Source organism: Streptomyces sp. NPDC054872 (assembly GCF_053610705.1).
Genome location: NZ_JBSGYY010000070.1, coordinates 1 through 22025 on the forward strand (window position 1 = coordinate 1; position 22025 = coordinate 22025).

Below are 22025 nucleotides of genomic sequence, written 5' to 3' on the forward strand. Positions count from 1 at the left end.
AGGGGCGTAACAACTCCCATTCCTCATCGGTCAGTTCATAGCGACGACTCACAAGACCCATCATCCCGCGCCACTACATTGAAGACACCGCCTAGTACTTCCCGGATCGCGGCTTCGAGGCCGCCCGGATCAGCCGCAGCTGCCCGATCTCAGCGACGTTCTTCATCAGCTCGGCGTTCAGCCAGGCAATCATGTGTCCGATGGTGTTGTCGGGCGGCGTCTGCCACGGCAGCGTGGAGACGGCGTCCAGATCGGCATCGGTGAGTTTGTCGAGGACCGCCAGCCACTGGGTACGCAGATCCTGTAGCCAGGCGACGGTTGCCGGTCCGTTGCCTGGCCAGGTGACGTCAGTGCGCTCTCGGGGGATACGACCCTGCGCGTGATCGATGGCAGTGCTCCACCACCAGCCGATGTGCCAGCTCACCCAGCCGATGGTGGGAACGGGTATGGGGTCGGGCTCGGTGTCGGCCCAGTCCGGCATCCAGTTTCCGGCGGTGTCCGGGCGCACTGTCCAAGTCAGGTCAGTGGGCTCCCACAGGAAGTCGTCGGGTGCAAGCCGCTCCAGGTGGTACGTGAACAGTGACCAGGTCATGTCGAACTGCCAGCGCAGTAGCTCACGGCGGGGATTGCTCATCGTTCGATCCTCGCATGTTGAGGGAGCGGGCCGGGTAACGGCGGCAAGGTGTTCACCAGTGCAGTTTTGTCGCTGAAAGGCTGTCCATGCCATCGGATTTGCACGGGGCGGTTGGTGACGCACTGCCGGATGTCGCCACTGCCCCGGGTCGGCCTCGCAGAACAAGCTCAGCACTTGCCTTGGACCTCAGTGGGGGTGTTGCTGGTTCGCAGACTGCTCGACCGTCTCTGTGGTGATGGCCCAGCGCTCGTGGTCTCTCCATGCGCCGTTGATGAACTGGAAGGCGGCCGAGTAGCCCTCGCGCTGGAAGCCCAGACGCTTGACCAGGTTCAGTGAGGGGGTGTTGTCGGGCTGGATGTTCGCTTCCAGCCGGTGCAGGGCCAGTTCGCCGAACGCGTACTGGAGGATGAGCCTGAGCCCCTCTGTCATGTAGCCACGGCCGGTTGTGGAGGCATACGAGGTGTAGCCCAGGGTTCCGCTCTGGAGGGCGCCTCGGACGATGTTGTTGATGTTGGTGCCGCCGACAATTGCGCCTGTGCTGCGCAGACATATCACGAAGCCTTCGTGGGTGGGCTGTTCGCACCGGTTGAGATGGCCGGCGAAGGCTTCCTTCGTGTTCTCGCGGGCTCCTAGCCAGCGGCGGAGCATCTCGGCACTGTCTTCGGCCAGCCCTGTCAGCTCGTCATAGTCTTGGAGACAAACGTGGCGAATGGCCACTCGCGGCCCTTGCATGAGGTAGCTGGTGATTGCCATTCAGGAATCCTATGCAGTCGATTTCTGCGTCCAGCTGTTGGTGCGAGGGCCGCTGCAGGGCAGGCATCTGGTCATGAGGGTGATGAATGCCCGGTTCAGGTGCGCTTCCGATTGCTCGGGGCTCGTATTCCCGCACACGCAGCAGGCGTTCATGATCCAGCCCCTGGACCGTTCAACCTTCCAGCGGCGGGGCAGCGCGACACACCTCGGGCGCTCCTGGGCCGCAGAACGGGCCGGAGCGACAGCCACAAGTGATCCGCAGTCCAGGTCGACAGCAGGTCGCGGGTGTAGGCCAAGTCGGCCCAGACCTGGGCGGTCTGCGCGGGTGTATGAGGCCCTGGCGCCAGAGGAGATCGCGAGCCATGATCTCACCGCGGGCGTCGCCCGCCATCTCAGCGAAGAGATGAGTACGCCGCTCAGAGCTCAGCGAGGCGACATCCTGGTGGTGTCGCACAATGGGCGGATGACGTATGCCGAGGATGCGGCCACCGGACACGCCTGGGCGGCTCTGGGGGGCCGGAGTCAACTGGTTCAGAACGTGTCCTACGAGGGGGTGGACGCTGTTCTGCCGTCACGTCTGCCGGTGAGGGAACTGGCGCGAGCCAGCGTCGGGGTGTCCTCGCTGGCGGCGGCGGAACTGCTGTCGCTGCGCAACCGTGTGCCGGTGCCCGCGGTGCGGGTGAACGAGGCGGCGGTGGCCACCGCGTTCGTCAGTGAACGCCACCTGCGCATCGACGGCCGGGCCCCGACGTCTTTCGCCCCGCTGTCCGGGTTCTGGCAGGCGGCCGACGGATGGGTTCGCACCCACGCCAACTACCCCCACCACCGAGCCCGGCTACTCAGCGCCCTGGGTATCGCAGACTCGGGAGGGGATCAGGCGCTGATGGATGTGCTCTCGAAGGAGTTGGCGTCGCGTCCGGCCGAAGAGGTCCAGGAGACCATCTACGCGGCGGGCGGCCTGGCCGTGGCCGTGGCTCGCGCAGCCGCTGCGGCCGGGCCCGCCCTGGTCGAGAGGCGGCGCGTGGGTCACAGCAGCCCTCGGCTGTTGGCGCCCGCTTCCCTTCCGGCCCGCGGCGTGCGGGTCCTGGACCTCACCCGCGTCATCGCAGGCCCCGTCGCCACACGCACCCTGGCGCTGCTGGGCGCCGACGTGCTGCGCGTGGACGCCCCCCAGCTCCCCGAGGACGCGGATGCCCACGCCGACACCGGCCTGGGCAAACGTTCCACGTTGCTGGACCTCAGCAGCCCCGGCGACCAGCACGCCTTCGAGGACCTTCTCCGCCAGGCAGATGTCGTGGTGACCGGCTATCGCCCCGGAGCCCTGGACCGGCACGGACTGACCCCCGACCTGCTCCTGGACCGGTACCCCAGCCTCGTCGTGGCCCAACTGTGCGCCTGGGACTGGTCCGGCTCCTGGGCCGATCGTCGCGGCTTCGACAGCCTGGTCCAGGCCGGTACCGGTATCGCCGCGATCGAGGCCACGGCCGACGGCCGCCCTGGTGTACTGCCCGCGCAGGCGCTGGACCACGGAACCGGGTATCTGCTCGCTGCCGCCGTCCTCCGTGCGCTGAGCGACCGCCAAGCCACCGGCGGTGGGCGTCATCTTCGTCTCTCCCTGGCAGGCACAGCGTCCTGGCTGCTGCACGACGTCCGCCCCGCCCCCGCACACAGCGAAGCCGGCACCTACGATTCCGGACCCTGGCTCACCGAGACCGAATCACCTTACGGCCGGCTGCGTCATGCCCTGCCCCCAGTCCACTACAACGGCGCGCCCGTGAACTGGGACCATGCACCGACCCAGTGGGGCACCGATCTGCCGCACTGGGTCTAAAAACGCGACGGCCCGTGGCCTTTACACGCCCATGGCATCCTCAAGTGATCGACGCGCAGAGCGTGAAGACTTCCCCCAGCATCCCCGCCGCCAGCCAGGGTATCGACGCGGGCCCGAAGATTTTGGGCCGTAAACGCAGCATCTCACCGACACGCTCGGCCTGCTGCTGGCCGTGCTGGCCATCGCGGTCGGCGCGGCCGGCGCCCGGGGCTCCACGCCCAGGCGGCTCGTCGGTGAGCGGGGCCTCGCTCCAGGCCGACCTCGCCAACGCCCAGGCCTGCAACACCCGCCTGGCAACTCGCGTTCAACAGTTGGAGAAGCGGCTGTCGCAGGCGTTGGGTGCTCAGGCGAGGCAAGAATCAGGACTGGGCTCCCCGCCCGACATCGGCGAACTCCAGTGCAGAATAGCCAGACTGGAGCAGCAAAGCGCCGAACTGACCACCGCGCTCGACGAAGCAGCCCGGTCCGATCTCGAAGCCGCCCGAGCGGCCGATCGGGATCTGACCAGAGCCCTGAACCAATGCGTCTGACAATTATCGGCCGCTGTGGGTGCGGGCTCTTGGCCTTGGTCGCCCGCCATGAGTTGCTCAGCACGGCTCGGAATGCCGGTAGGTGCGTCGTTGGAGAGGTGAGGCATGGGATCGTGGAATCGGGGTGTCGCCAATCAGCCGCGTTCAAAGCAGTGTGAGTGTCCGATGCTGGAGAAGCCGCGACGCTCGTACCACTGGCGCGGCCAGTCCGACGCATCGGCGGTCAGGAACCGAGTACCGCAACCCTCATCGGCAGCAAGGCGCAGAGCGGTGGTCAGGACTGCATCGGCGTAACCGCACCTGAGGTGGGCCTCGGAGGTCATCAGGTCCTCGATCTGGGCTATACCAGTTGCCGGGTCCATATAGAGATCGGCCCATGAGGCGACCTCGCCTTCCTCCGTGAGGGCACCGATGAAGCGAACGATGTCAGCCCCACGCCGACGAGCCTCGCGTCGGTCGACAAGGTGGCGTATGACCTCGTCGTCGACGTCCGGAAGGAAGTGTCGCCAACGTCGGGTGAGCGGAGTGCGTATCGCATCGAGGTCTACCTTGCCCGCGGGTCGGCCTGCTGGCACCGGGCCTTCGTGCCGCATGACCGTATAGATGGAGTGGGCGTATCCGGCCCGGGTCAGCGGCTCTGCACATGCCATTCCAACTTCGTTGTCAAGGACGGAGATCAGTCGGTGCGGAAGATGGCCCAGTGCTTCCTCCGCGATGGTGGGCAGCGTCTCCGGGTCGATGGCCATATCGATAATGACCTGGTTGTTCGCGCGGGATTGGTGAAAGACGTCGTCATATACAGCAAATCCGCCAGGAAGGTCGACGATGTGCGCGGCCTGGCGGCGGGCGAAGGCGGAGAGGAAGGCGTTGATGCCCTGAAGTTCTGAGCTTGACATGTGGAGAGCCTATGCAGCGGTGGCCATGACCGCCTTCGAATTGCCCCGCGGGGAGAACACTCGCACGGAGCCATTCGGTCGTCTGGCCATCCGGCTGCTGGCACACAAGTTCAAGTGCTGCCACAGGTGTTGCACACGTCATTGTCGCTCGCACTGGCACTGAGCTGCACTCAGTAGTCCCACTCGCCTCACAAAACATGGTTGTCCTCAGAGAAGACGGCACATCAGGTCAGCCGATACTGGCTCGACTCCAGATCCGGCGCCCCTCGCTTCCACTCATTCGTGTACAGCACGGCCATACCCCCTCCATAGAAGTCACGCACGGCGCATGATGCTCCCCTCATCAGAGCGTCCCAGGGGGAACCATGAATCAGCCGCAGCAACCGCCAGGATGGGGAACACAGGACCAGCAGTCGCCCCAGCCTCAACCCCCGAAGAAGTCAAAAACCGGGAAGATGCTCGGTTTCGGCTGCCTCGGCGTGGTCGCGCTCTTCGTCGTGATCGCCGCGATCGCGGCAGCCACCGGAGGCGACTCCAAGGACTCGACCAGCAGCGACAAGGCCGCGACGACCAACGACAAGCCCGGGTCCGGCGACGCGAAGAAGGACCCGCCGGCCGAAGACAAGGGAAGTCAGGCGGACCAGTTCAAGGCATGCGTCGCCAAGGGCGGCAGCTCGAACGAGAAGGCAGCTGCCAAGCACGTCACCAAGGTCACCGGCGCGGACAAGAACAATGACGTCCTCGACTCGGCCGAGGTGTTCACCGACTTCACCGGCGGGCTCGCGGGGCCGCACGCGTCGGACGGGAAGCTCATTGCCAGTGCGTTCGGTTCTTGCTACGACTCGGAGAACGGTCTCGTGACCGTCTACGACAAGAGCGGCGAGATCCTGTCGAACGGAAACTACTGATCGATCCACGCTGAACCGGCCCGGCCCCTCCCGTGAGCGGCCGGGCCTTCGCATGCCTGCAGAGGTGACCCGTGACGTGCCCCAACGTCAGTAAAGGCGGGCCTCGTCACCGACGACGAGCGCGCCGAGATCATCCAGCTGACACGCAAGGTAAGAGTCGCAACGAGATCGCACGCGCCACGCGCCGGTCATCGCGGACCGTATCCCCGATCGGCGCCGAGGAAGGCCTCGAACTCGACGTCACGTTGACGGAGGAGGCCACCCGGCACCGCGCCACCGTTCACGGCCGCACCACCTGCCACCCCCGCTTTAACGGGGCCGACCGCTGGATGCAGCGCACTTACGTCACCACGGACCTTGCGCAAGCCCCTCCCCCAGGCCGCCTCGCGATCACCCTGGCAGGGCGAGCCCGGGTCAGGACTGAACTGCTCGTTCGGAAGATCCTCGGCTACAACTTCACCTGCGGTCTCGGGACCTGGACGACCAGCGGTTCCGCCGCGCGAGCATGACGAGGGCGGGGACCGGAAGGTAGGGAAAGCAACTGCAGCAGCTGAGTCACGCTCCTGGGCCCCCTTCCGGGCGGCCCGCACACGCGAGGATTCGATCACCCCCGCGACCAGCCACCTGGTTCTTCGACCGAAGCTTTTTGAGCAGCACGGCGTGCAGCTGGTCCCACACGCTAGATCGCTGGTGCGACGTCCCACCGACCGCGCCTACGGATGCGTGTCCGTGATCGCGATGACCTCGTCGAGGCGGCCCAGGGCAGCCTGCAAATCGTCGATCTTGGCCTGGATGCGGTCCCGCTCGGCGCGCAGCATGGCTCGTTGCTCGGCGTCGGTGTGCCCGGAGTCCCAGCACGGAAGAAGTTCCGTGATCCTTCGGCTGGTCAGGCCGGCGGCGAACATCTGCTGGAAGAAACGGACCAGGGAGACGGCATCCTGCCGGTAGAGGCGCTGGCCGGATGGGCTGCGCTCCGCGACGAGCAGTCCCTGCTGCTCGTAATAGCGCACGGCGCGTACCGAGACGCCGGCGCCCCGCGCCACCTCGCCGATGCGGATCAGCCGCTCGGCTGCGACCTCTGCGACCTTTGCGACCTCTGCGACCTCTGCGACCTCTGCGACGGTCATGGTGGTTCCTCTCATCGCGGCCCTGACGACCAGCACTTGCCTCTGACGTTAGCGTCAGGTTTTAGCGTACCGGGCATGGACATCAACAACTCAGTTGCCCTTGTCACCGGAGCCAACCGCGGCCTCGGCCGCGCCTTCGCCCAGCGTCTCCTGGAACGGGGCGCCCGCAAGGTCTACGCGACGGCTCGTCGGCCCGAGACCGTGGATCTGCCCGGGGTCGACGTGCTGCCCCTCGACATCGCCGATCCCGCATCCGTGAGGGCCGCAGCCGAGGCCGCCCCAGACGTCTCGCTGCTCATCAACAACGCGGGGATCCAGACGGGGACCGACCTGGTAAACGGCTCGCTGGACGCGGTACGGCACGAGCTGGAGACCAACGTGTTCGGCCATTTGGAAATGATCCGGGAGTTCGCACCGGCGCTCGCGAGGAACGACGGGGGCGCGATCGTCAACATCCTCTCCGCCATGTCATGGTTCGGGGGCAAGGGCGCCAATGCCTACCACCTGACCAAGGCCGCCGCCTGGGCCATGACCAACGGCGTCCGTCTGGAACTCGCCGAGCAGGGCACGCTCGTGACAGCGGTGCACCTCGGCCTGGCCGACACCGACATGGCCGCGGGCTGGCCCGTGGCCAAGATCGCGCCGTCGGACCTGGCCGACGCGGCGCTCGACGGCGTCGAGGCGGGCTCCGCCGAGGTCCTCGCCGACCAGTGGAGTCGGGACGTCAAGTCCCGGTTGCCGCTGACGCCGGAAGAATTCAACGACGCGATGGACCGCGCCCTGGCGGCGCTAACGGCGGCATGAAGGGCGCCTCGGGCCACACTGACGTCGGTCGATCGCCTTCGAGCTCAGTCAATCAACACCCCATCCGCAGTTGTTGATCTTTTCGCGAGGCCGGTGGGTGGTGATGCCGACGCGTCCGATGTTGCTTGCGCTGGGTGAGGCGTAAGCACACCGTCGTCGCTCCGCACGGCACCTCGGTGCGGATGGTCGACAATGCCCAGGCCTCGAGCGTCGTCCTGCTGGCCATCTGCTCGCCTTCGAGGGCCTCACGGTGGTCAGCAGCGTCGACCCGGGCCATTCACCGCTTCTGAGGAAGGGGGCTGGAGAGCCTGCCCCCTTCCCTGCCGCGAATAGCGAGGGGTCAGCCTTGTGGGCTGATATCCGACGTCACGCTGCTGACTGTCGTGGATTAGCGATAGCCACGCGGTGTCTTTGTCGCCGACAACGTGCTGGCTAAGGGGGTAGGTATCGCCTCCGCTGCCCGGCGCCACTCCCCACGTCCCCACCGGGCACCGCTCAGGTCACCCGCCGTCGGCGCGGCACCGAAGCCCTCGCCCTCCCGACGCAGCCGCCCGCTGCCCGCGCCGTCCTCGACGGCGAGCGACTCCCCCTGTCCCCTCGTACCGCTCAGGCCAGGTGGAAGACCTCCGTCAGGGGCCGCATCGCCGCGTCGGGCGCCTGCCCGTCCAACTCCTCGAAGAAGTGGGCCATCTGCGCCTGCCAGCGGGTGTTCACATCGGTGGCGTCCATGGCAGCGCGGGCCTCTTCGAAGTTGTCCGTCTCCAGGTAGCCGACTAGGAGGCCGTCCTCGCGCAGGAAGAGCGAGTAGTTACGCCAGCCAGCGGCGGTCAGCGCCTCGCGCATCTCCACCCATATGTTCTCGTGGCGGGCTCGGTACTCGACGACACGGTCAGCCTTGACCTTGAGCAGAAAACAAACGCGCTGCATGCTCATCTCCCTTTACCAATACTGCAGTTGCCGCCGCCGTTCATGGGGTGAACGGCGTTCCAACCTCCGTGCGTACAGACCAGAACGTGAAGTCGCCTATGCGCGGCTCACGTGAAAACGGTGGCCCATCGAGGCACACGACACCATCGTTGCCGATGGTGAACGAGTCGACGTAACCGGGGCGGCAGCCTTGATACTGACGGCGGCTGGGGAGAGAGCCGAGAGGGCCTCTTCAGGCTCGAGCGTGTGATGGCGGAGGGCCCATTTCGTGATCCAGAATGATTGGATGATCACGCTTGAGACTCCCCGTTTGATCCTGCGTCGCTGGCGCGAGGAAGACGTTGCGCCCATGGCTGCCATCAACGCCGACCCCGAGGTCATGCGGTGGATCCGTGACGGCAGTGTCCGCGACGAACAGCAGACTCGCGGCGGAATTCAGGCATGGGAACGCGAGTGGGAGTCACAGGGCTTCGGCCTGTTCGCCGTGGAGATCCGGTCCACTGGCGAGCTGGCCGGGTTCACTGGCCTTTCGGTGCCCAACTTCTTGCCAGAGGTACTGCCGGCGGTTGAGGTCGGCTGGCGGCTGGGACGTCCCCACTGGGGGCAGGGCTTGGCCACCGAAGCCGCTGCGGCCGCCGTACGGTTCGGGTTCGAAGAGCGAGGGTTGGAGCGGATCGTCAGCATCACTCAAGTGGGCAACGACGCCTCCGAACGGATCATGACCAAACTGGGGATGCATCCGGTCCGCGAGACCATCAATCCCACCGGCGGTCGGCGAGTACGGGTGTTTGAGTTGACGTCAGATCAGTACGCCACAACCATTCGTTGATGACGGCAACGAGAACGGTAGCCTCGTAGAGGACCGCGAGTTCCGCTCTGGCGGCGGGAGCGGGCCCCCGATCACCACCGGTGGGTGAACTCCTGGCGGTCGGCGAAGTTCTCGTAGCCTGCCCGTTCGAAGGCCTTGATCATGGCGGTGTTGGCCGCGTCGCAGTCGCCGCGGATCTCCTCGGCGCCCGCTTCGACCAGCAGCCGCGTACCGCGGGCCACCACCGCCGTCGCGTAGCCGTTGCCGCGGCAGGTGGGAGACACAGCCACCAAGCCGATCACCGCGGTCGAGGGGTTTCGGGCGGGGAGGCTGATGGCAGCCGGCGTGCCGTCCGGGGCGTAGCCGATCTCCCACCACTGGTGTTCGTACGAGAATTCCTCCATGTCCGTGAAGAGGCTCTCCGCGGCCCGCCGGGCGCCATACTGGGCGACCCTGGCAGCGAGGTGGGCGTCGGCGCTGGTCGGCAGCGCCTCGGCGAGGAGAGCGATGAACGGCTCGCGGCCCAGACTGGGCAGGGAATGCCAGTTCAACCGGTCCTCATGCGCAGTGAGTTCTGCCCCGGATTGGCGGCGGAAGCGGCGACCGTCTCGGGCGCGCTCGAAGCCCGCCAGACGGAGCAGCTCGGCGCGCCGTTCCAGCTCATCCTGGAACTGCGGCGGCTGCGTCGGCGAGTCGACGTCGTGCTCCAGCTCCTTGGCGCCGAGCGAGCCGGCCAGGGCGACGGCCTCGGCCAGCAGCGCCCGGCCGGTGGTCAGACCGGGCTCGTCCCACGGTGCCTCAAGGAGCACCAGGGCCCTTGGGACGTCGTTCCCGGGGATGGTCCACAGCGCGGTGGCCGCGGTGAGCCGACCGGCCTCGTCCTCCGCGACCAGGCACCACTCCGGCCGGGTGCACTTCTTGGCAAGTAGATCGGTGAGGTAGGCGGCCGTCCAAGCGTTGCGCTCGGGCTGCTCGGGGTGCTGGACGAGGGCAGGGAGTTCGTCTGGGCGTGCGATACGTATAGGCATGTACCGGGATCATCCTTTTCTCGACGACGTAGCTGGCTGGCTGGCTGGCTGGCTTTGCATGAAATCCAGCGGTACCGACGGCCGATCGGCGGTGGTCGTGGTCGTGGCCTGGCCACAGGATGGTGCGGCGTAGGCCTCTCATTCGACCGGGTAACGCACCACCAACACCCCCTCCGCATCGGTCCCCACCGCCTCGTACAGATGCGGTACATCCGCCGCCCACTGGGCGTGGCCGCCCGGGCCTACCTCGAGCGGGGCGGAGGCGGGACCGACCCGGGCCGTGCCGCTGAGGACCAGCAAGTGCTCCTGCGTGCCGGTCGCATGAGCGGCCGAGCGCTGCACCGCGCCGCTTTGAATGCGGATGCGATACACCTCGGATACCGCAGCCGGGTCCTGCACTCGGTCCGTCAGCACCGCGTGCACCGCCGCGCCCTGCACCGGCACGGGGCCGACGACCGTGCTCAGCGGCGCCTCGAGAGCCGTGGTCAGCGCATACAGGGTCTCCAGGGTCGGGTTGCGCCGGCCGGTCTCCAGTTCCGAGAGCGTGCCCTTGCCGACGCCGGAGCGGCGGGCCAGTTCCGACAGCGACAGACCGCGGTCCTGGCGCAGACGGCGCAGCCGCGCGCCCACCTCCTGGGCCAGTTCCATGGATTGCCGCCCCCTACTGCGCTGTTGCTGCGCTGGCCGTTGATGCATTGGCCGTGACGCGACTAGCGTTCCATAAGCAGAACGTTCTGTAAACGGAACGATGGTGGCGATGACATTCCGGTCTTGGCTCGCATTACGTCCGAACCCGCGCCCGCGCCGCGATGCGTGGGCCCCGGCAAGTCGGTTCAGCCTCCGAGGCGTCGTGCAAGGTGGAGCAGATCCGCCAGGTACAGCACCCGTCCGCCGAATCCAGGGAGGGGGACATGCAGCGGCTGGGTCCAGCGGGCGGGGATCGCATCCAGCCCGTAGTGCGCCCCCGCGAGGCCTCCGGTCACTGCGGCGACGGTGTCCGTGTCACCGCCGAGGTCGATGGCCGCGCGGATCGCTTCTTCGAAGCCGGCAGTGGTGCGTAGGGCCCAGACGGCGGAGCCCAGGCAGGGCCAGACGGCACCGTTGAACTCGGTTGCCTGATCAGGGTGCCAGTCAGGCGCGAGGACGGTGGCGTAACGGTCCCGATGGTCGGGGTGGACATGAGCCAGCATGTTCGGAAGCGCGGCGAGGGGGTCGGCGTCCTCGAACGTGACACGGATGAGTTCGTGGAAGAGCGCAGTGCCTTCCCAAGCCGCGCGATCCCCGTGGGTGAGCGCTGCGATCCGGCGGGCCGCGTCCATGGTGGCTTCCTGGCCGGCGGCCGCGAAGTGGACCGCGGAGGTCGACGCCCGCATCAAGGAACCGTTGCCCGCTGCCCGCTGGTTGACCTGGAAATGGCTCGCGGCGGCGAGGTCCCAGGGCATGCCGTTGGTCAGGACGTCTTCGGTCTGCAAACCGATGTCCTTCGGTTCTGACGCTGCCCACCGCTGGAAGCGGGCGAAGATGTCCGGCAGATCCAGTCGGCCCCGCTCCAACAGCGACTCCGCGACCAAGACGGCCATCTGCGTGTCGTCAGTGGCCTCGCCGGGGTCCCAGCCACCGCCTCCGCACATCTCGCCACCGCTGCCGGGCGCGGGAAACCGCGCGGAGAACACGGCCTGGGGACCAAACTCGAAGGGGCCGCCCAGTGCGTCACCCACCGCCGAGCCGACGACCGTGCCGGCGGCCCGCTGCATCCACTCCATCCGCGCAGGCTATCTGAGCCGCGCCGACGACCGCGCGGCCCTTTTTCCTTACTCGCCTCCCGAACCATCGGCGGCGAAGCGTCTCGCCTTCTCGTCTACGAAGGTGCGCAGCCTGAAAGACCCTGCGTCCATGACGCCCGTGCAGGACGCGTAACGCCGTCTGTGATCAGGCGGCGACAAGCTCCTGCTCGCGGTCCGGCGCTGTGACCTTGGGCTTCTTGTTCGGCAGCGAGAGCCGGAAGACCTTGTGCCACGCGGAGAACACCTGCTTGGGCAGCGGCCCGGTGACGTACTCCAGTTCGTACTTCTCGAACAGTGCGCGCACCTTCACCGCGACCTCGGCGTACCGGTTGCTCGGCAGGTCCGGGAACAGGTGGTGCTCGATCTGGTGCGACAGGTTGCCGGTCATGAAGTGCATGGCCTTGCTGCCGCTGATGTTCGCCGAGCCCATCATCTGGCGCAGGTACCACTGGCCGCGCGTCTCGCCGTTGATCGACCGGCGCTCGAAGACCTGGACGCCTTCGGGGAAGTGCCCGCACATGATCACCGAGTGGGTCCAGACGTTGCGGACCAGGTTCGCGGTGAACGTGGCGGCGAGCGTGGGCAGGAACGACGGGCCCGAAAGGAGCGGGTGGATCACGTAGTCCTTGAGTACCTGCTTGCGGATCTTGCGGCCCACGGCCTTGGCCCGCGCGCGGAACTCCGGGCTCTTGCGGCGCGCCTTGTTGAGGTTCTTGCCGAGCTCCAGGTCGTACGCCGCGATGCCGTACTCGAAGAAGCAGGCGTTGATGAAGTTCCACAGCGGCTGGCCGAGGTGGAACGGGTGCCACTTCTGGTCCTCGTCGACGCGCATGATGCCGTAGCCGAGGTCGTTGTCCTTGCCGATCACGTTGGTGTAGGTGTGATGCAGCTCGTTGTGCGAGTGCTTCCACTGCTCCGACGGCGAGACGTGATCCCACTCCCAGGTGGTGGAGTGAATCTTCGGGTCCCGCATCCAGTCCCACTGGCCGTGCAGGATGTTGTGGCCGATCTCCATGTTGTCCATGATCTTCGCCACGGACAGCCCGGCGGTACCGAGCAGCCACGCGGGCGGGAAGATCGAGAACAGCAGTACGCCCCTGCTGGCCAGCTCGAGCTTGCGCTGTGCCGCGATGACCTTGCGGATGTAGGCGGCGTCTTTCTCGCCGCGGTCGGCGATCACCTCGTCGCGGATCGCGTCCAGTTCGCGGCCGAGTTCCTCGATCTGCTCTGCGGTCAGGTGGGCGGTGGGGTCGATGGCGGTCAAGGTGCTCCTACCGTTCGATGTCGCAGGGGCCCGCCGCAGCGGACACGCAGGTCTGGATGAGGACGCCGGGCTCGGCCTCGGTGAGCTCGCCGGTGCGCAGGTCGCGGACGGCGCCCGCCTTGAGCGGCGTGACGCAGCCGAAGCAGATGCCCATGCGGCACCCGGAGGGCATGAGCACGCCGGCCTCCTCGCCGACGTCCAGCAACGGCGTGGCGCCGTCCGCGTCGACGGTCTTTCCGGTGGCGCTGAACGTGACCTCGCCGCCGTCGCCCGCGACGACGATGCTGGGGCGGAAGCGTTCAGTGTGCAGGCGCTCTTGGACGCCGTGGTCGGCCCAGTGCTTTTCGGCGGCGTCGAGCAGGCCCGCGGGACCGCAGGCCCAGGTCTCGCGCTCGGCCCAGTCGGGCACGAGCTCGTCGAGACGGGTGATGTCGAGCATGCCGTCCGTGTCGGTGTGCACCTCGGTGAGCCGCAGCTTCTTGTCCGCGGCCAGGTCGTGCAGTTCGTTGCGGAAGATCACGTCGTGGGGCTGTGGCGCGCAGTGGACCATGACGACGTCGTCGAACTCGGTGTCGCGCAGCATGCCCATCACGGGCGTGATGCCGCTTCCGGCCGTCAGGTAGAGCACCTTGGCGGGCTTGGCCTGCGGCAGCACGAAGTCGCCGGTCGGCTGGTCGAGCTGGATCAGCGTGCCCGGTTTCGCCTTGCGGACCAGGTGGTTGCTGACCTTGCCGTCCGGGATCGCCTTCACGGTGATCATGACGCGGCCGTCCTGGCGGTGGCGGTCGGTCGGCGAGGTGATGGAGTAGGCGCGCCACAGGCGCACCCCGTCGACGTCGACCCCGATCCGCACGTACTGACCGGCCGTGTGGCCGCGCCAGCCCCGGCCCGGCCTGATCACGATGGTCGCGGCGTCACCCGTCTCGGGCTGCACGGCCTCGATGCGCCCACGCAGGTCCGCGCCGGCACGCAGCGGGCTGACCAGGTCGAGGTAGTCCGACGGCAGCAGCGGCGTCGTGACCATCTCCAGCAGTTTCCACGCCCTGCTGCGGAGGGCTGTACTCGTCATGGCTTCAGCTTGCTGCGCCTCAGGGCGTAAAGTCCTGACCGCAGGACGTAAATCGGGTCGCCTAAATTGTTCGCAGGGAATAAAAAGTGAGCCATGTGATGCGTAGGGCCAGTGAACTGGACCTGGATGAGACGACGGTCACAGCACTTCGGGCCGCGCTGAAGGCCACCGCCGACGAGGTCGTCCAGGCGATCATCGACGAGGTCCCTTCCTACGCCAACGCCCTCTCCGGCCACATGGGCGCCACCATCCGCCGGGCCGTGCGCACCGCCCTGGGGCACTATCTGGACCTCGCGAGCGGGAACGCCACGGGCGGCGACGGCGGCGACGCGGCCTACGAGCTGGGCCGCGGCGAGGTCCGCGACGGCCGTTCGATGGACGCCCTGCTCAGCGCCTACCGCGTCGGCGCCCGCGTGGCCTGGCGATGCCTGGCAGCGGGGGCCGTACCCGCAGGTCTGCCCGCCGCCGAGGTCGCCAAGTTCGCCGAGCTGACCTTCGCCTACATCGACGAGCTCTCCGCCGCGAGCGCCGCGGGCCACGCCGACGAGCTGGCCGCCCAGGGCAGGGCCCACGAGCGCCACCTGGAACACCTGGCCCGCGACCTCCTCGCCGGGGCAAGCCCGGACGTGCTTCTGTCCTCTGCTCAACGAGCCGGGTGGCAGCCGCCGGTTTCGCTGACGGCGGTCCTGCTGCCCGCCGCCCAGGCCCGGCCCGCCTACCGCACGCTCGACCCGAGCACCCTCGTCCTCGACGATCTGCCGGATGCCACCAGCGTGCTGCTCGTCCCCGACGCCGACCGATCACATCTCCTGCGGCAGCTGACCGAACGCACCGCCGTGGTCGGCCCGGCCCGGCCGTGGACCCGCGCGTCCGCCTCGTACGCACGCGCCGTACGCGCGCGCTCCCTCTCCTCTGAGATTCGCGACACCGAGGACCACCTGCCCGAGCTGGTGCTGAGCGCCGACGCGGACGCGCTCGCAGACCTGCGTACCCGAGCCCTCGCCCCGTTGCGGACCTTGCCTGCCGCCACCGCACGGCGGCTGGAGGAGACGTTGCGGGAGTGGCTGCTGCACCAGGGCAGGCGGGACGAGGTGGCGGCGGCGTTGTTCGTCCATCCCCAGACAGTCCGATACCGGATGTCGCAGCTGCGGGAGCTGTTTCCGGACCTCGCAACGCCACACCGGGTCCTTGAACTGACGCTGGCGGTCGGCCTTCGGGCCAGCTGACGCGTACTCCGACGGGTGGCCTGGGCGACCGGCCGGGCCGGCCCGGCCGGTCGCGCGAGAGATGATGGCGAGGTAATGACGGAACGTGAGGTCAGGAACTTCCATGGCGCAGCGCATTCACCGGCCCCGTGAGGACGCGGAGTTCAATTTCATCCTCGAGATGAGCGCGGTTCCGGTCCTCGCGTACTTCACCGGGACATGGCCCAAGGCACTTGAGCCCTGCCGGGAAATGGACCTCGTCGTGGGTGACATCGCCGACGACTACACGGGCCGCCTGACGGCCGTGCGCACCGACATCACGCGTTGCCCGGCCGCAACCGAGCGATACGAGATCACCGGAGCCCCGTCCTGCGTTCTGCTGAAGGACGGAGAGGCTGTGGCACACGGCACGGGGCCCATGACCATCGCCGAGGTACGGACGTTGCTGGACGGTCACCTCTGAGCGACCGCTGCGGCACGAGGCCGCGACGCGCGTCGCCCTCGTCTATGGGAGCTGCGCCGCCTGCGGGACCTTGGGCCTGAGACACCTTGGTGTTGTGTGCTGTTGGGATGTCCTCACGCCGCTCATGCCTCCTGATTGGCGTCGATCTCGGCGATCAGGCCCTCGATGCGGGTCTTGATCTCGTCGCGGATCGGGCGTACGGACTCGACACCCTGGCCCGCCGGGTCCTCCAGGGCCCAGTCGAGGTACTTCTTGCCGGGGAAGATCGGGCAGGCGTCGCCGCAGCCCATCGTGATGACGTAGTCGGATGCCTGGACGGCCTCGGTGGTCAGGATCTTCGGCTTGGCGTCGGCGATGTCGACGCCGACCTCCTTCATCGCCTCGACGGCGGCCGGATTGACCTGCTCACCCGGGATCGAACCGGCGGAGCGGACATCGATCCGGTCGCCCGCGAGGTGGTTGAGGAATCCGGCGGCCATCTGCGAGCGGCCGGCGTTGTGGACGCAGACGAAGAGCACGGAGGCGAGCGGGGCGGTGGACATGGGTTCTTCCTTCAGGGTCAGCGGGTGGTTCAGGCGGGCAGGGAGGACGGAAGGTCGGTGACGCGGGTGTCGATCGCGTCCCGGATGTCACGGACGGCGGGGAGCGGGGCGCCGTCGGGGTCGGCCTTCGTGAGGATCTGCGCGGTGAATCGTTCGGCCAGCACGACCAGGCGCGCGCACCTGCGAGGAGAACGCCAGCAGACCGGAGGCGTCGGTGAGCGGCGCCTGGCCGGCGTGCCGGGTGGCGAGGCGGGCGACTCCGGCGGCCAGGCGCCGGGCGGGCAGGCGCGGTAGGGAGAAGGCGGCCACGGGAACTCCTTCGACGCGCCCAACAAGTCATCCCGCGCTGGTATCAGCGCGTGATGATGTGACACTATCAGCGCATGCTGATGTCAGTCGATCCTGATGTGATCCGGGTACTGGGCGATCCGCTCCGCCTGAAAATCGTGACCCTGCTGGCGCGGGAGACGCTCTGCATGACGCACCTGGTCGAGGAGACCGGAGCCAAGCAGACCAACCTGTCGAACCACATGAAGGTGCTGCGCGAGGCCGGTCTTGTGGACACCGAGCCGTGTGGCCGGTTCACCTACTTCAAGCTCAGGCCCGACGTCCTGGCCGGGCTGTCCGAGCAGTTCGCCGCGCTGGCCGCCTCCGCCCGTACCGCTGCCGAGAACAAGAGGGCCTGCCCGTGACCTCCACCGAGCACACCGTCGCATCGGAAGACACCGGCGGGGACGACTCGATCATCCCGGCAGACGCCGACGCGGACGACTCGATCGTCAAGAAGCTCTCCACCCTCGACCGCTACCTCGCGGTGTGGATCCTGCTCGCCATGGCCGTCGGCCTGGGCCTGGGCCGCCTCGTCCCGGGGATGAACGACGCGCTGGCGAAGATCGAGATCGGCGGGATCTCCCTGCCGATCGCGCTCGGACTGCTGATCATGATGTATCCGGTGCTGGCCAAGGTCCGCTACGACAAGCTGGATTCCGTCACCGGCGACAAGAAGTTGATGGCCTCCTCGCTCGCCATCAACTGGATCGTCGGCCCCGCGGTGATGTTCGCGCTGGCGTGGATCTTCCTGCCGGACCTGCCGGAATACCGCACCGGCCTGATCATCGTCGGCCTGGCGCGGTGCATCGCGATGGTCATCATCTGGAACGACCTCGCGTGCGGCGACCGTGAGGCGGCCGCTGTCCTGGTCGCGCTGAACTCGGTGTTCCAGGTGATCGCGTTCGGCTTGCTGGGCTGGCTGTACCTGGATCTGCTGCCGGGCTGGCTGGGTCTGGGGGACGGGGAACACCTGGACATCTCCATGTGGGAGATCGCCCTGAACGTCGTCATCTTCCTCGGCGTCCCGCTGCTTGCCGGATTCCTCACTCGCCGGATCGGTGAGCAGAAGATGGGCCGCGAGTCCTACGAGACGAAGTTCCTGCCGAAGATCGGTCCGTGGGCTTTGTACGGGCTGTTGTTCACGATCGTCATCCTCTTCGCGCTGCAGGGAAAGACGATCACCTCGCAGCCGCTGGACGTCGTACGGATCGCCCTGCCGCTGCTGGTGTACTTCGCTGTCATGTTCTTCGGCAGCTTCCTGCTCGGCAAGGGCCTCGGTCTCGCCTACGACCGTACGGCGACGCTGGCGTTCACCGCGGCGGGCAACAACTTCGAGCTGGCCATCGCGGTCGCCATCGCCACCTTCGGCGTCACCTCCGGCCAGGCCCTGTCCGGTGTCGTCGGACCGCTCATCGAAGTCCCGGTGCTGATCGGCCTGGTCTACGTCGCTCTGGCCTGGCGCAGGAAGTTTGCTGCGCCGGCGCTGCCCACCGCGGGAGGACCCCGCTGATGCATCGCCTCGACTGCCTCACGCAAGCAACCACCCCCACGGCCATCGGAATCTGCCGCGACGGCGACGGCGACGCCGCCGTCCGTGCGGAACCTGCCCGTGTAGCGGTGAACGAGATCCGCCGCGGATCGATGCTCAGCGTTCCGCACCAGCCCACGGCCCGTACGGTGCGATGCGCCACGTGCGCCACGTGCGCCACGGCGCGGGCCGCATGACGCAGCATGCCGACGTGGTGGTGATCGGCGGCGGGCAGGCCGGACTCGCCGCCGGCTACCACCTGCGCCGCAAGAAGCTCGACTTCGTCATCCTCGACGCCCAGCCCACGCCCGGCGGGGCCTGGCCGCACATGTGGGACTCGCTGCACCTGTTCTCCCCGGCGGCGTTCTCCTCGCTGCCGGGCCGGCTCATGCCCGCCCAGGCGGGTGAGCAGTATCCGGACGCCGCTCACGTCGTGGACTACCTGACCGACTACGAGCAGCGCTACGACCTGCCCGTCCGGCGACCGGTCCGGGTGAGCGCGGTGCGGTACGACGCCGGGCGGCTGCGGGTGGAGACGGACGCAGGCGCCTGGTCGGTGGGGGCGGTCGTGTCGGCGACCGGCACCTGGTGGCGCCCCTTCCTGCCCGCCGTCCCCGGCCGGGAAGCATTCGGTTGCCGCCAGCTCCACACCACCGGCTACCGGCGCCCCGCCGACTTCACCGGCCGGCGGGTCGTCGTGGTCGGTGGAGGGAACTCCGGCGCGCAGATCGCCGCCGACCTCGCCGCGCACGACGGCATCGATCTGACCTGGGTCACCCAGCGCCCGCCCCGCTACCTCGCCGACGACATCGACGGGCGCGCCCTGTTCGACGCCGCGACCGCCCGCCGCCACGCCCTCGACAACGGGACGGCCGACACCGGCGGTGTGGCCTCGCTCGGCGACATCGTCGCCGTGCCGCCGGTCCGCGTCGCCCGGGACGCCGGACTGCTGAAGGCCCAGCCGATGTTCGAACGGCTCACGCGCGACGGGGTGGTGTGGGCCGACGGGACGTCGGCTCTCGCGGACGCGGTGATCTGGTGCACGGGCTTTCGGCCCGCCCTGTCCCACCTGGCCCCGCTAGGCCTGCGCGGGTCCCGCGGCCACATCGCCACCGAAGGCACGCGCGCCCTCGGCGAGCCGCGACTGCACCTGCTCGGCTACGGCGACTGGACCGGCCCCGCTTCGGCCACCCTGATCGGCGTCGGACGCCCCGCCCGAGAAGCCGCTGCCGAGATCGCCGCGCTCCTGTCCTGACCGGGGACGTCGGCCTGTGCGACCTGCCGTCGCAGCCGGGACAGGACACGGCCGGCGTCGCGGCCGACTTCTCCAGGAGTGGCTGGCGCGCTGCTGCGCGCCGGGCTGCGGCTGCCCAGAAGTGCCAAGGTGGAGCCGCGATCGGTCAGGCGCGCAGGTCGAGCATGGCGGACATCGCGGCGACCACGGACGGGGCGACCTGGTAGTAGACCCAGGTGCCACGCCGCTCGGAGGTCAGCAGTCCGGCCTCGCGCAGCTTCTTCAGGTGGTGGGAGACGGTCGGCTGGGACACGCCGACGTCGGAGATGTCGCACACGCATGCCTCGCCGCCCGCGTACGAGGCGATCTTGGAGAACAGCCGCAGCCGCACGGGATCGGACAGCGCCTTGAACATCGCGGCCATCTTCTCCGCATCCGCCTGCGACAGCTCCCCGGCAGTGATCGGCGGGCAGCACGGCACTACCGCCCCGGTGTCCAGGACGGGCGGTTCGACAACCTTCGACTTCGACATACGTCTATGTTGACACCCGTCGATGCAAGTGGCAAGCTCCAGACATCGACAGACATCGAAACAAGGAGTCGTCGTGACCACGGATGCGCACCGTTCTCACCGCCGCCCGGGCCCGCTGCACGGCTCGTCACCTGACCGGCGTAGGCCTCTGCGACGGCTGCGCACAGGTCTGTGACGCCTCCTGCCGGGCCACGGCTCACCAGAGGCGTGCCCAGTCCGCGCTCGCTTTCGCCCACTGACTTCGCCCACTTTCACCCACTGATTTCGCCCCAACCACTCAGGGAGATCGACCACCATGAGCGAGCAACAGCTCCCCGTCGTCGTCATCGGGGCCGGCCCCGCCGGCCTGGCCGCGGCCGCCCACCTCGTCGAGCGCGGCATCGAACCGCTGGTCCTGGAAACCGGACCGTCGGCGGCCTCCGCGGTGCGCGAGTGGTCCCACGTCCGCCTGTTCTCCACCTGGGGCGAGCTCACCGACCCGGCAGCGGAAAAGCTGCTCGCCCCGACGGGCTGGACCAAGCCGGACACCACCACGTACCCGAGCGGCGGCGACTGGGCCGAGCTTTACCTCCAACCCCTCGCGGACGTCCTGGGCGACCGCGTTCGCCTGGGCGCCACCGTCACCGGGGTCTCCCGCACCGGACGCGACCGCATCGTCGACGCCGACCGCGAAACCCAGCCCTTCGTCGTCCACTTCACCACCGCCGACGGCGAGGAGCGCGTCTTCGCCCGTGCCGTCATCGACGCCTCCGGCACCTGGACCACGCCAAGACCGGCCGGCGCCAGCGGACTCGCCGCCCTCGGCGAGAAGGCCGCCGCCGACCGCATCACCTACCGCGTGCCCGACCTCAAGGACCCGGCGGTGCGGGCCCGTTACGCAGGCAAGCGGACGGCCGTCATCGGCTCCGGCGCCTCCGCCTTCACCGCGCTGGCCACTCTCGCCGACCTCGCCAGGGAGGAGCCGGGAACGCATGCGGTGTGGATCCTGCGCCGGGGCATCTCCGGCTCCACCTTCGGCGGCGGCGAAGCCGACCAGTTGCCCGCCCGCGGCGCCCTCGGACTCGCGGCGAAGGCCGCCGTCGACAACGGCTACGCGGACGCGGTCACCGGCTTCCGCACCGAGGCCATCGAGCGCGACGGCGAAAACCACCTGGTCCTGGCCGGTGAGGACGGCCGTCGCCTCGACCCGGTGGACGAGGCCATCGTGCTCACCGGCTTCCGCCCGGATCTCTCCTTCCTCTCCGAGATCCGCCTCGGTCTGGACGAACGGCTCCAGGCACCCACCGAGCTGGCCCCGCTGATCGACCCCAATCAGCACTCCTGCGGCACCGTCTACCCGCACGGCCACCGCGAACTCTCCCACCCCGAACCAGACGTCTACCTGGTCGGCATGAAGTCCTACGGCCGCGCCCCCACCTTCTTGGCCATGACCGGCTACGAGCAGGTCCGCTCCGTCGCCGCGGCCCTCGCCGGAGACTTCGAGGCCGCCGACCGCGTCGAACTCACCCTCCCCGAAACGGGGGTGTGCGGCGGCGCCGGTCTCTTCGACGACCCGTCAGCCGCACAGGCCGACGCGGGCGGCTGCTGCGCCCCGGCGCCCGCGCTCGTCCAAATCGGTGTGGGCTCCCCCGCCGCTGGGGTCACCGAGGAGACCCCGGCGGGCGGCTGCTGCGGCTCGTGACCACCCTCAACACCCCCGAGCGCGGGGGGGGGGGCCCGGCCCCCGGGGCGGCGGGGGCCCCCCCCGCGCGGGGGCGCCCGGCGGCGGCGCCCCGGGCCCCCCCGGGGCGCGGGGGGGCGCCCGGGGCGCGGGGGGGGGCCGCCCCAG

At 68.5% G+C, this 22025-nt stretch carries 24 protein-coding genes; 11 read left to right on the top strand and 13 right to left on the bottom strand.

Translation table 11 applies throughout. The features are described from left to right. Nucleotides 1-91: 91 nt before the first annotated feature. Together ACWGIH_RS42625 and ACWGIH_RS42630 are read right to left on the bottom strand one after the other, a co-directional pair. Nucleotides 92-634, bottom strand: a complete 543-nt coding sequence (locus tag ACWGIH_RS42625; RefSeq protein ID WP_453452380.1) for a DinB family protein — start codon at nt 632-634, stop codon at nt 92-94. A gap of 186 nt (nt 635-820) precedes the next feature. Next, nucleotides 821-1387 carry a GNAT family N-acetyltransferase gene (locus ACWGIH_RS42630; protein ID WP_453452381.1) on the bottom strand — a complete coding sequence of 189 codons (567 nt, stop codon included), beginning with the start codon at nt 1385-1387 and terminating at the stop codon, nt 821-823. 613 nt (nt 1388-2000) lie between these two features. On the opposite strand from ACWGIH_RS42630, the gene ACWGIH_RS42635 reads away from it, so the two are divergent. Together ACWGIH_RS42635 and ACWGIH_RS42640 are read left to right on the top strand one after the other, a co-directional pair. After that, the gene (locus tag ACWGIH_RS42635) at nt 2001-3218 is read left to right on the top strand and encodes a CoA transferase (protein ID WP_453452403.1); all 1218 of its coding nucleotides are present in this window, start codon (nt 2001-2003) and stop codon (nt 3216-3218) included. A 44-nt stretch (nt 3219-3262) separates the two neighbouring features. After that, on the top strand, nt 3263-3748 hold the full coding sequence (locus ACWGIH_RS42640) for a hypothetical protein (protein WP_453452382.1): 486 nt from the start codon (nt 3263-3265) through the stop codon (nt 3746-3748). A gap of 134 nt (nt 3749-3882) precedes the next feature. On the opposite strand, the gene ACWGIH_RS42645 is transcribed toward ACWGIH_RS42640, so the two are convergent. Further along, complete coding sequence (locus tag ACWGIH_RS42645; protein ID WP_453452383.1) at nt 3883-4644, bottom strand: GNAT family N-acetyltransferase; 762 nt, start codon at nt 4642-4644, stop codon at nt 3883-3885. A 455-nt stretch (nt 4645-5099) separates the two neighbouring features. Here ACWGIH_RS42645 and ACWGIH_RS42650 point away from each other — a divergent pair, with 455 nt between their 5' ends. Beyond that, the gene (locus tag ACWGIH_RS42650) at nt 5100-5552 is read left to right on the top strand and encodes a hypothetical protein (RefSeq protein WP_453452384.1); all 453 of its coding nucleotides are present in this window, start codon (nt 5100-5102) and stop codon (nt 5550-5552) included. Between the two features lie 713 nt (nt 5553-6265). On the opposite strand, the gene ACWGIH_RS42655 is transcribed toward ACWGIH_RS42650, so the two are convergent. Continuing rightward, a complete protein-coding gene (locus ACWGIH_RS42655) occupies nt 6266-6679 on the bottom strand; it encodes a MerR family transcriptional regulator (RefSeq protein ID WP_453452385.1) in 414 nt (137 codons plus the stop codon). 75 nt (nt 6680-6754) lie between these two features. Here ACWGIH_RS42655 and ACWGIH_RS42660 point away from each other — a divergent pair, with 75 nt between their 5' ends. After that, on the top strand, nt 6755-7483 hold the full coding sequence (locus ACWGIH_RS42660; RefSeq protein ID WP_453452386.1) for an SDR family oxidoreductase: 729 nt from the start codon (nt 6755-6757) through the stop codon (nt 7481-7483). 606 nt (nt 7484-8089) lie between these two features. Here ACWGIH_RS42660 and ACWGIH_RS42665 read toward each other — a convergent pair. After that, nucleotides 8090-8410, bottom strand: a complete 321-nt coding sequence (locus ACWGIH_RS42665; protein WP_453452387.1) for an L-rhamnose mutarotase — start codon at nt 8408-8410, stop codon at nt 8090-8092. A gap of 286 nt (nt 8411-8696) precedes the next feature. Between ACWGIH_RS42665 and ACWGIH_RS42670 the strand changes: the two genes are divergently transcribed. Then, nucleotides 8697-9239, top strand: a complete 543-nt coding sequence (locus tag ACWGIH_RS42670; RefSeq protein ID WP_453452388.1) for a GNAT family N-acetyltransferase — start codon at nt 8697-8699, stop codon at nt 9237-9239. 71 nt (nt 9240-9310) lie between these two features. On the opposite strand, the gene ACWGIH_RS42675 is transcribed toward ACWGIH_RS42670, so the two are convergent. The 5 genes from ACWGIH_RS42675 to ACWGIH_RS42695 form a co-directional block, all read right to left on the bottom strand. Then, nucleotides 9311-10246, bottom strand: a complete 936-nt coding sequence (locus ACWGIH_RS42675; RefSeq protein WP_453452389.1) for a GNAT family N-acetyltransferase — start codon at nt 10244-10246, stop codon at nt 9311-9313. Nucleotides 10247-10384: 138 nt separating this feature from the next. Further along, nucleotides 10385-10894 (bottom strand): helix-turn-helix domain-containing protein, encoded by a 510-nt coding sequence (locus ACWGIH_RS42680; protein WP_453452390.1) that lies wholly within the window; start codon nt 10892-10894, stop codon nt 10385-10387. A 185-nt stretch (nt 10895-11079) separates the two neighbouring features. After that, the gene (locus tag ACWGIH_RS42685; protein ID WP_453452391.1) at nt 11080-12009 is read right to left on the bottom strand and encodes an ADP-ribosylglycohydrolase family protein; all 930 of its coding nucleotides are present in this window, start codon (nt 12007-12009) and stop codon (nt 11080-11082) included. A 166-nt stretch (nt 12010-12175) separates the two neighbouring features. Beyond that, complete coding sequence (locus tag ACWGIH_RS42690) at nt 12176-13294, bottom strand: fatty acid desaturase family protein (RefSeq protein WP_453452392.1); 1119 nt, start codon at nt 13292-13294, stop codon at nt 12176-12178. 7 nt (nt 13295-13301) lie between these two features. Beyond that, the gene (locus ACWGIH_RS42695; protein WP_453452393.1) at nt 13302-14363 is read right to left on the bottom strand and encodes a ferredoxin reductase; all 1062 of its coding nucleotides are present in this window, start codon (nt 14361-14363) and stop codon (nt 13302-13304) included. Nucleotides 14364-14449: 86 nt separating this feature from the next. Between ACWGIH_RS42695 and ACWGIH_RS42700 the strand changes: the two genes are divergently transcribed. Together ACWGIH_RS42700 and ACWGIH_RS42705 are read left to right on the top strand one after the other, a co-directional pair. Further along, nucleotides 14450-15589, top strand: a complete 1140-nt coding sequence (locus ACWGIH_RS42700) for a PucR family transcriptional regulator (RefSeq protein WP_453452394.1) — start codon at nt 14450-14452, stop codon at nt 15587-15589. Between the two features lie 103 nt (nt 15590-15692). Further along, nucleotides 15693-16031 carry a thioredoxin family protein gene (locus ACWGIH_RS42705; protein ID WP_453452395.1) on the top strand — a complete coding sequence of 113 codons (339 nt, stop codon included), beginning with the start codon at nt 15693-15695 and terminating at the stop codon, nt 16029-16031. A 122-nt stretch (nt 16032-16153) separates the two neighbouring features. Here the strand turns inward: ACWGIH_RS42705 and ACWGIH_RS42710 are convergent, their stop codons facing one another. Both ACWGIH_RS42710 and ACWGIH_RS42715 read right to left on the bottom strand, forming a co-directional pair. Further along, nucleotides 16154-16573 (bottom strand): arsenate reductase ArsC, encoded by a 420-nt coding sequence (locus tag ACWGIH_RS42710; RefSeq protein ID WP_453452396.1) that lies wholly within the window; start codon nt 16571-16573, stop codon nt 16154-16156. Nucleotides 16574-16602: 29 nt separating this feature from the next. After that, nucleotides 16603-16737, bottom strand: coding sequence for a hypothetical protein (locus ACWGIH_RS42715; protein WP_453452397.1), 135 nt, complete (start codon nt 16735-16737; stop codon nt 16603-16605). Nucleotides 16738-16956: 219 nt separating this feature from the next. On the opposite strand from ACWGIH_RS42715, the gene ACWGIH_RS42720 reads away from it, so the two are divergent. The 3 genes from ACWGIH_RS42720 (at nt 16957) to ACWGIH_RS42730 (ending at nt 19686) form a co-directional block, all read left to right on the top strand. Then, complete coding sequence (locus tag ACWGIH_RS42720; protein WP_453452398.1) at nt 16957-17265, top strand: ArsR/SmtB family transcription factor; 309 nt, start codon at nt 16957-16959, stop codon at nt 17263-17265. Next, nucleotides 17262-18413: an ACR3 family arsenite efflux transporter gene (gene arsB, locus ACWGIH_RS42725; RefSeq protein ID WP_453452399.1), complete on the top strand. Its 1152-nt coding sequence runs from the start codon at nt 17262-17264 to the stop codon at nt 18411-18413. The genes ACWGIH_RS42720 and arsB overlap by 4 nt, the downstream gene beginning before the upstream one ends. 211 nt (nt 18414-18624) lie before the next feature. Then, nucleotides 18625-19686: an ArsO family NAD(P)H-dependent flavin-containing monooxygenase gene (locus ACWGIH_RS42730; protein ID WP_453452400.1), complete on the top strand. Its 1062-nt coding sequence runs from the start codon at nt 18625-18627 to the stop codon at nt 19684-19686. A gap of 145 nt (nt 19687-19831) precedes the next feature. On the opposite strand, the gene ACWGIH_RS42735 is transcribed toward ACWGIH_RS42730, so the two are convergent. Next, the gene (locus ACWGIH_RS42735) at nt 19832-20197 is read right to left on the bottom strand and encodes an ArsR/SmtB family transcription factor (RefSeq protein WP_453452401.1); all 366 of its coding nucleotides are present in this window, start codon (nt 20195-20197) and stop codon (nt 19832-19834) included. Between the two features lie 295 nt (nt 20198-20492). On the opposite strand from ACWGIH_RS42735, the gene ACWGIH_RS42740 reads away from it, so the two are divergent. Next, nucleotides 20493-21878, top strand: coding sequence for an NAD(P)-binding domain-containing protein (locus ACWGIH_RS42740; RefSeq protein ID WP_453452402.1), 1386 nt, complete (start codon nt 20493-20495; stop codon nt 21876-21878). The last annotated feature ends 147 nt before the right edge of the window (nt 21879-22025 follow it).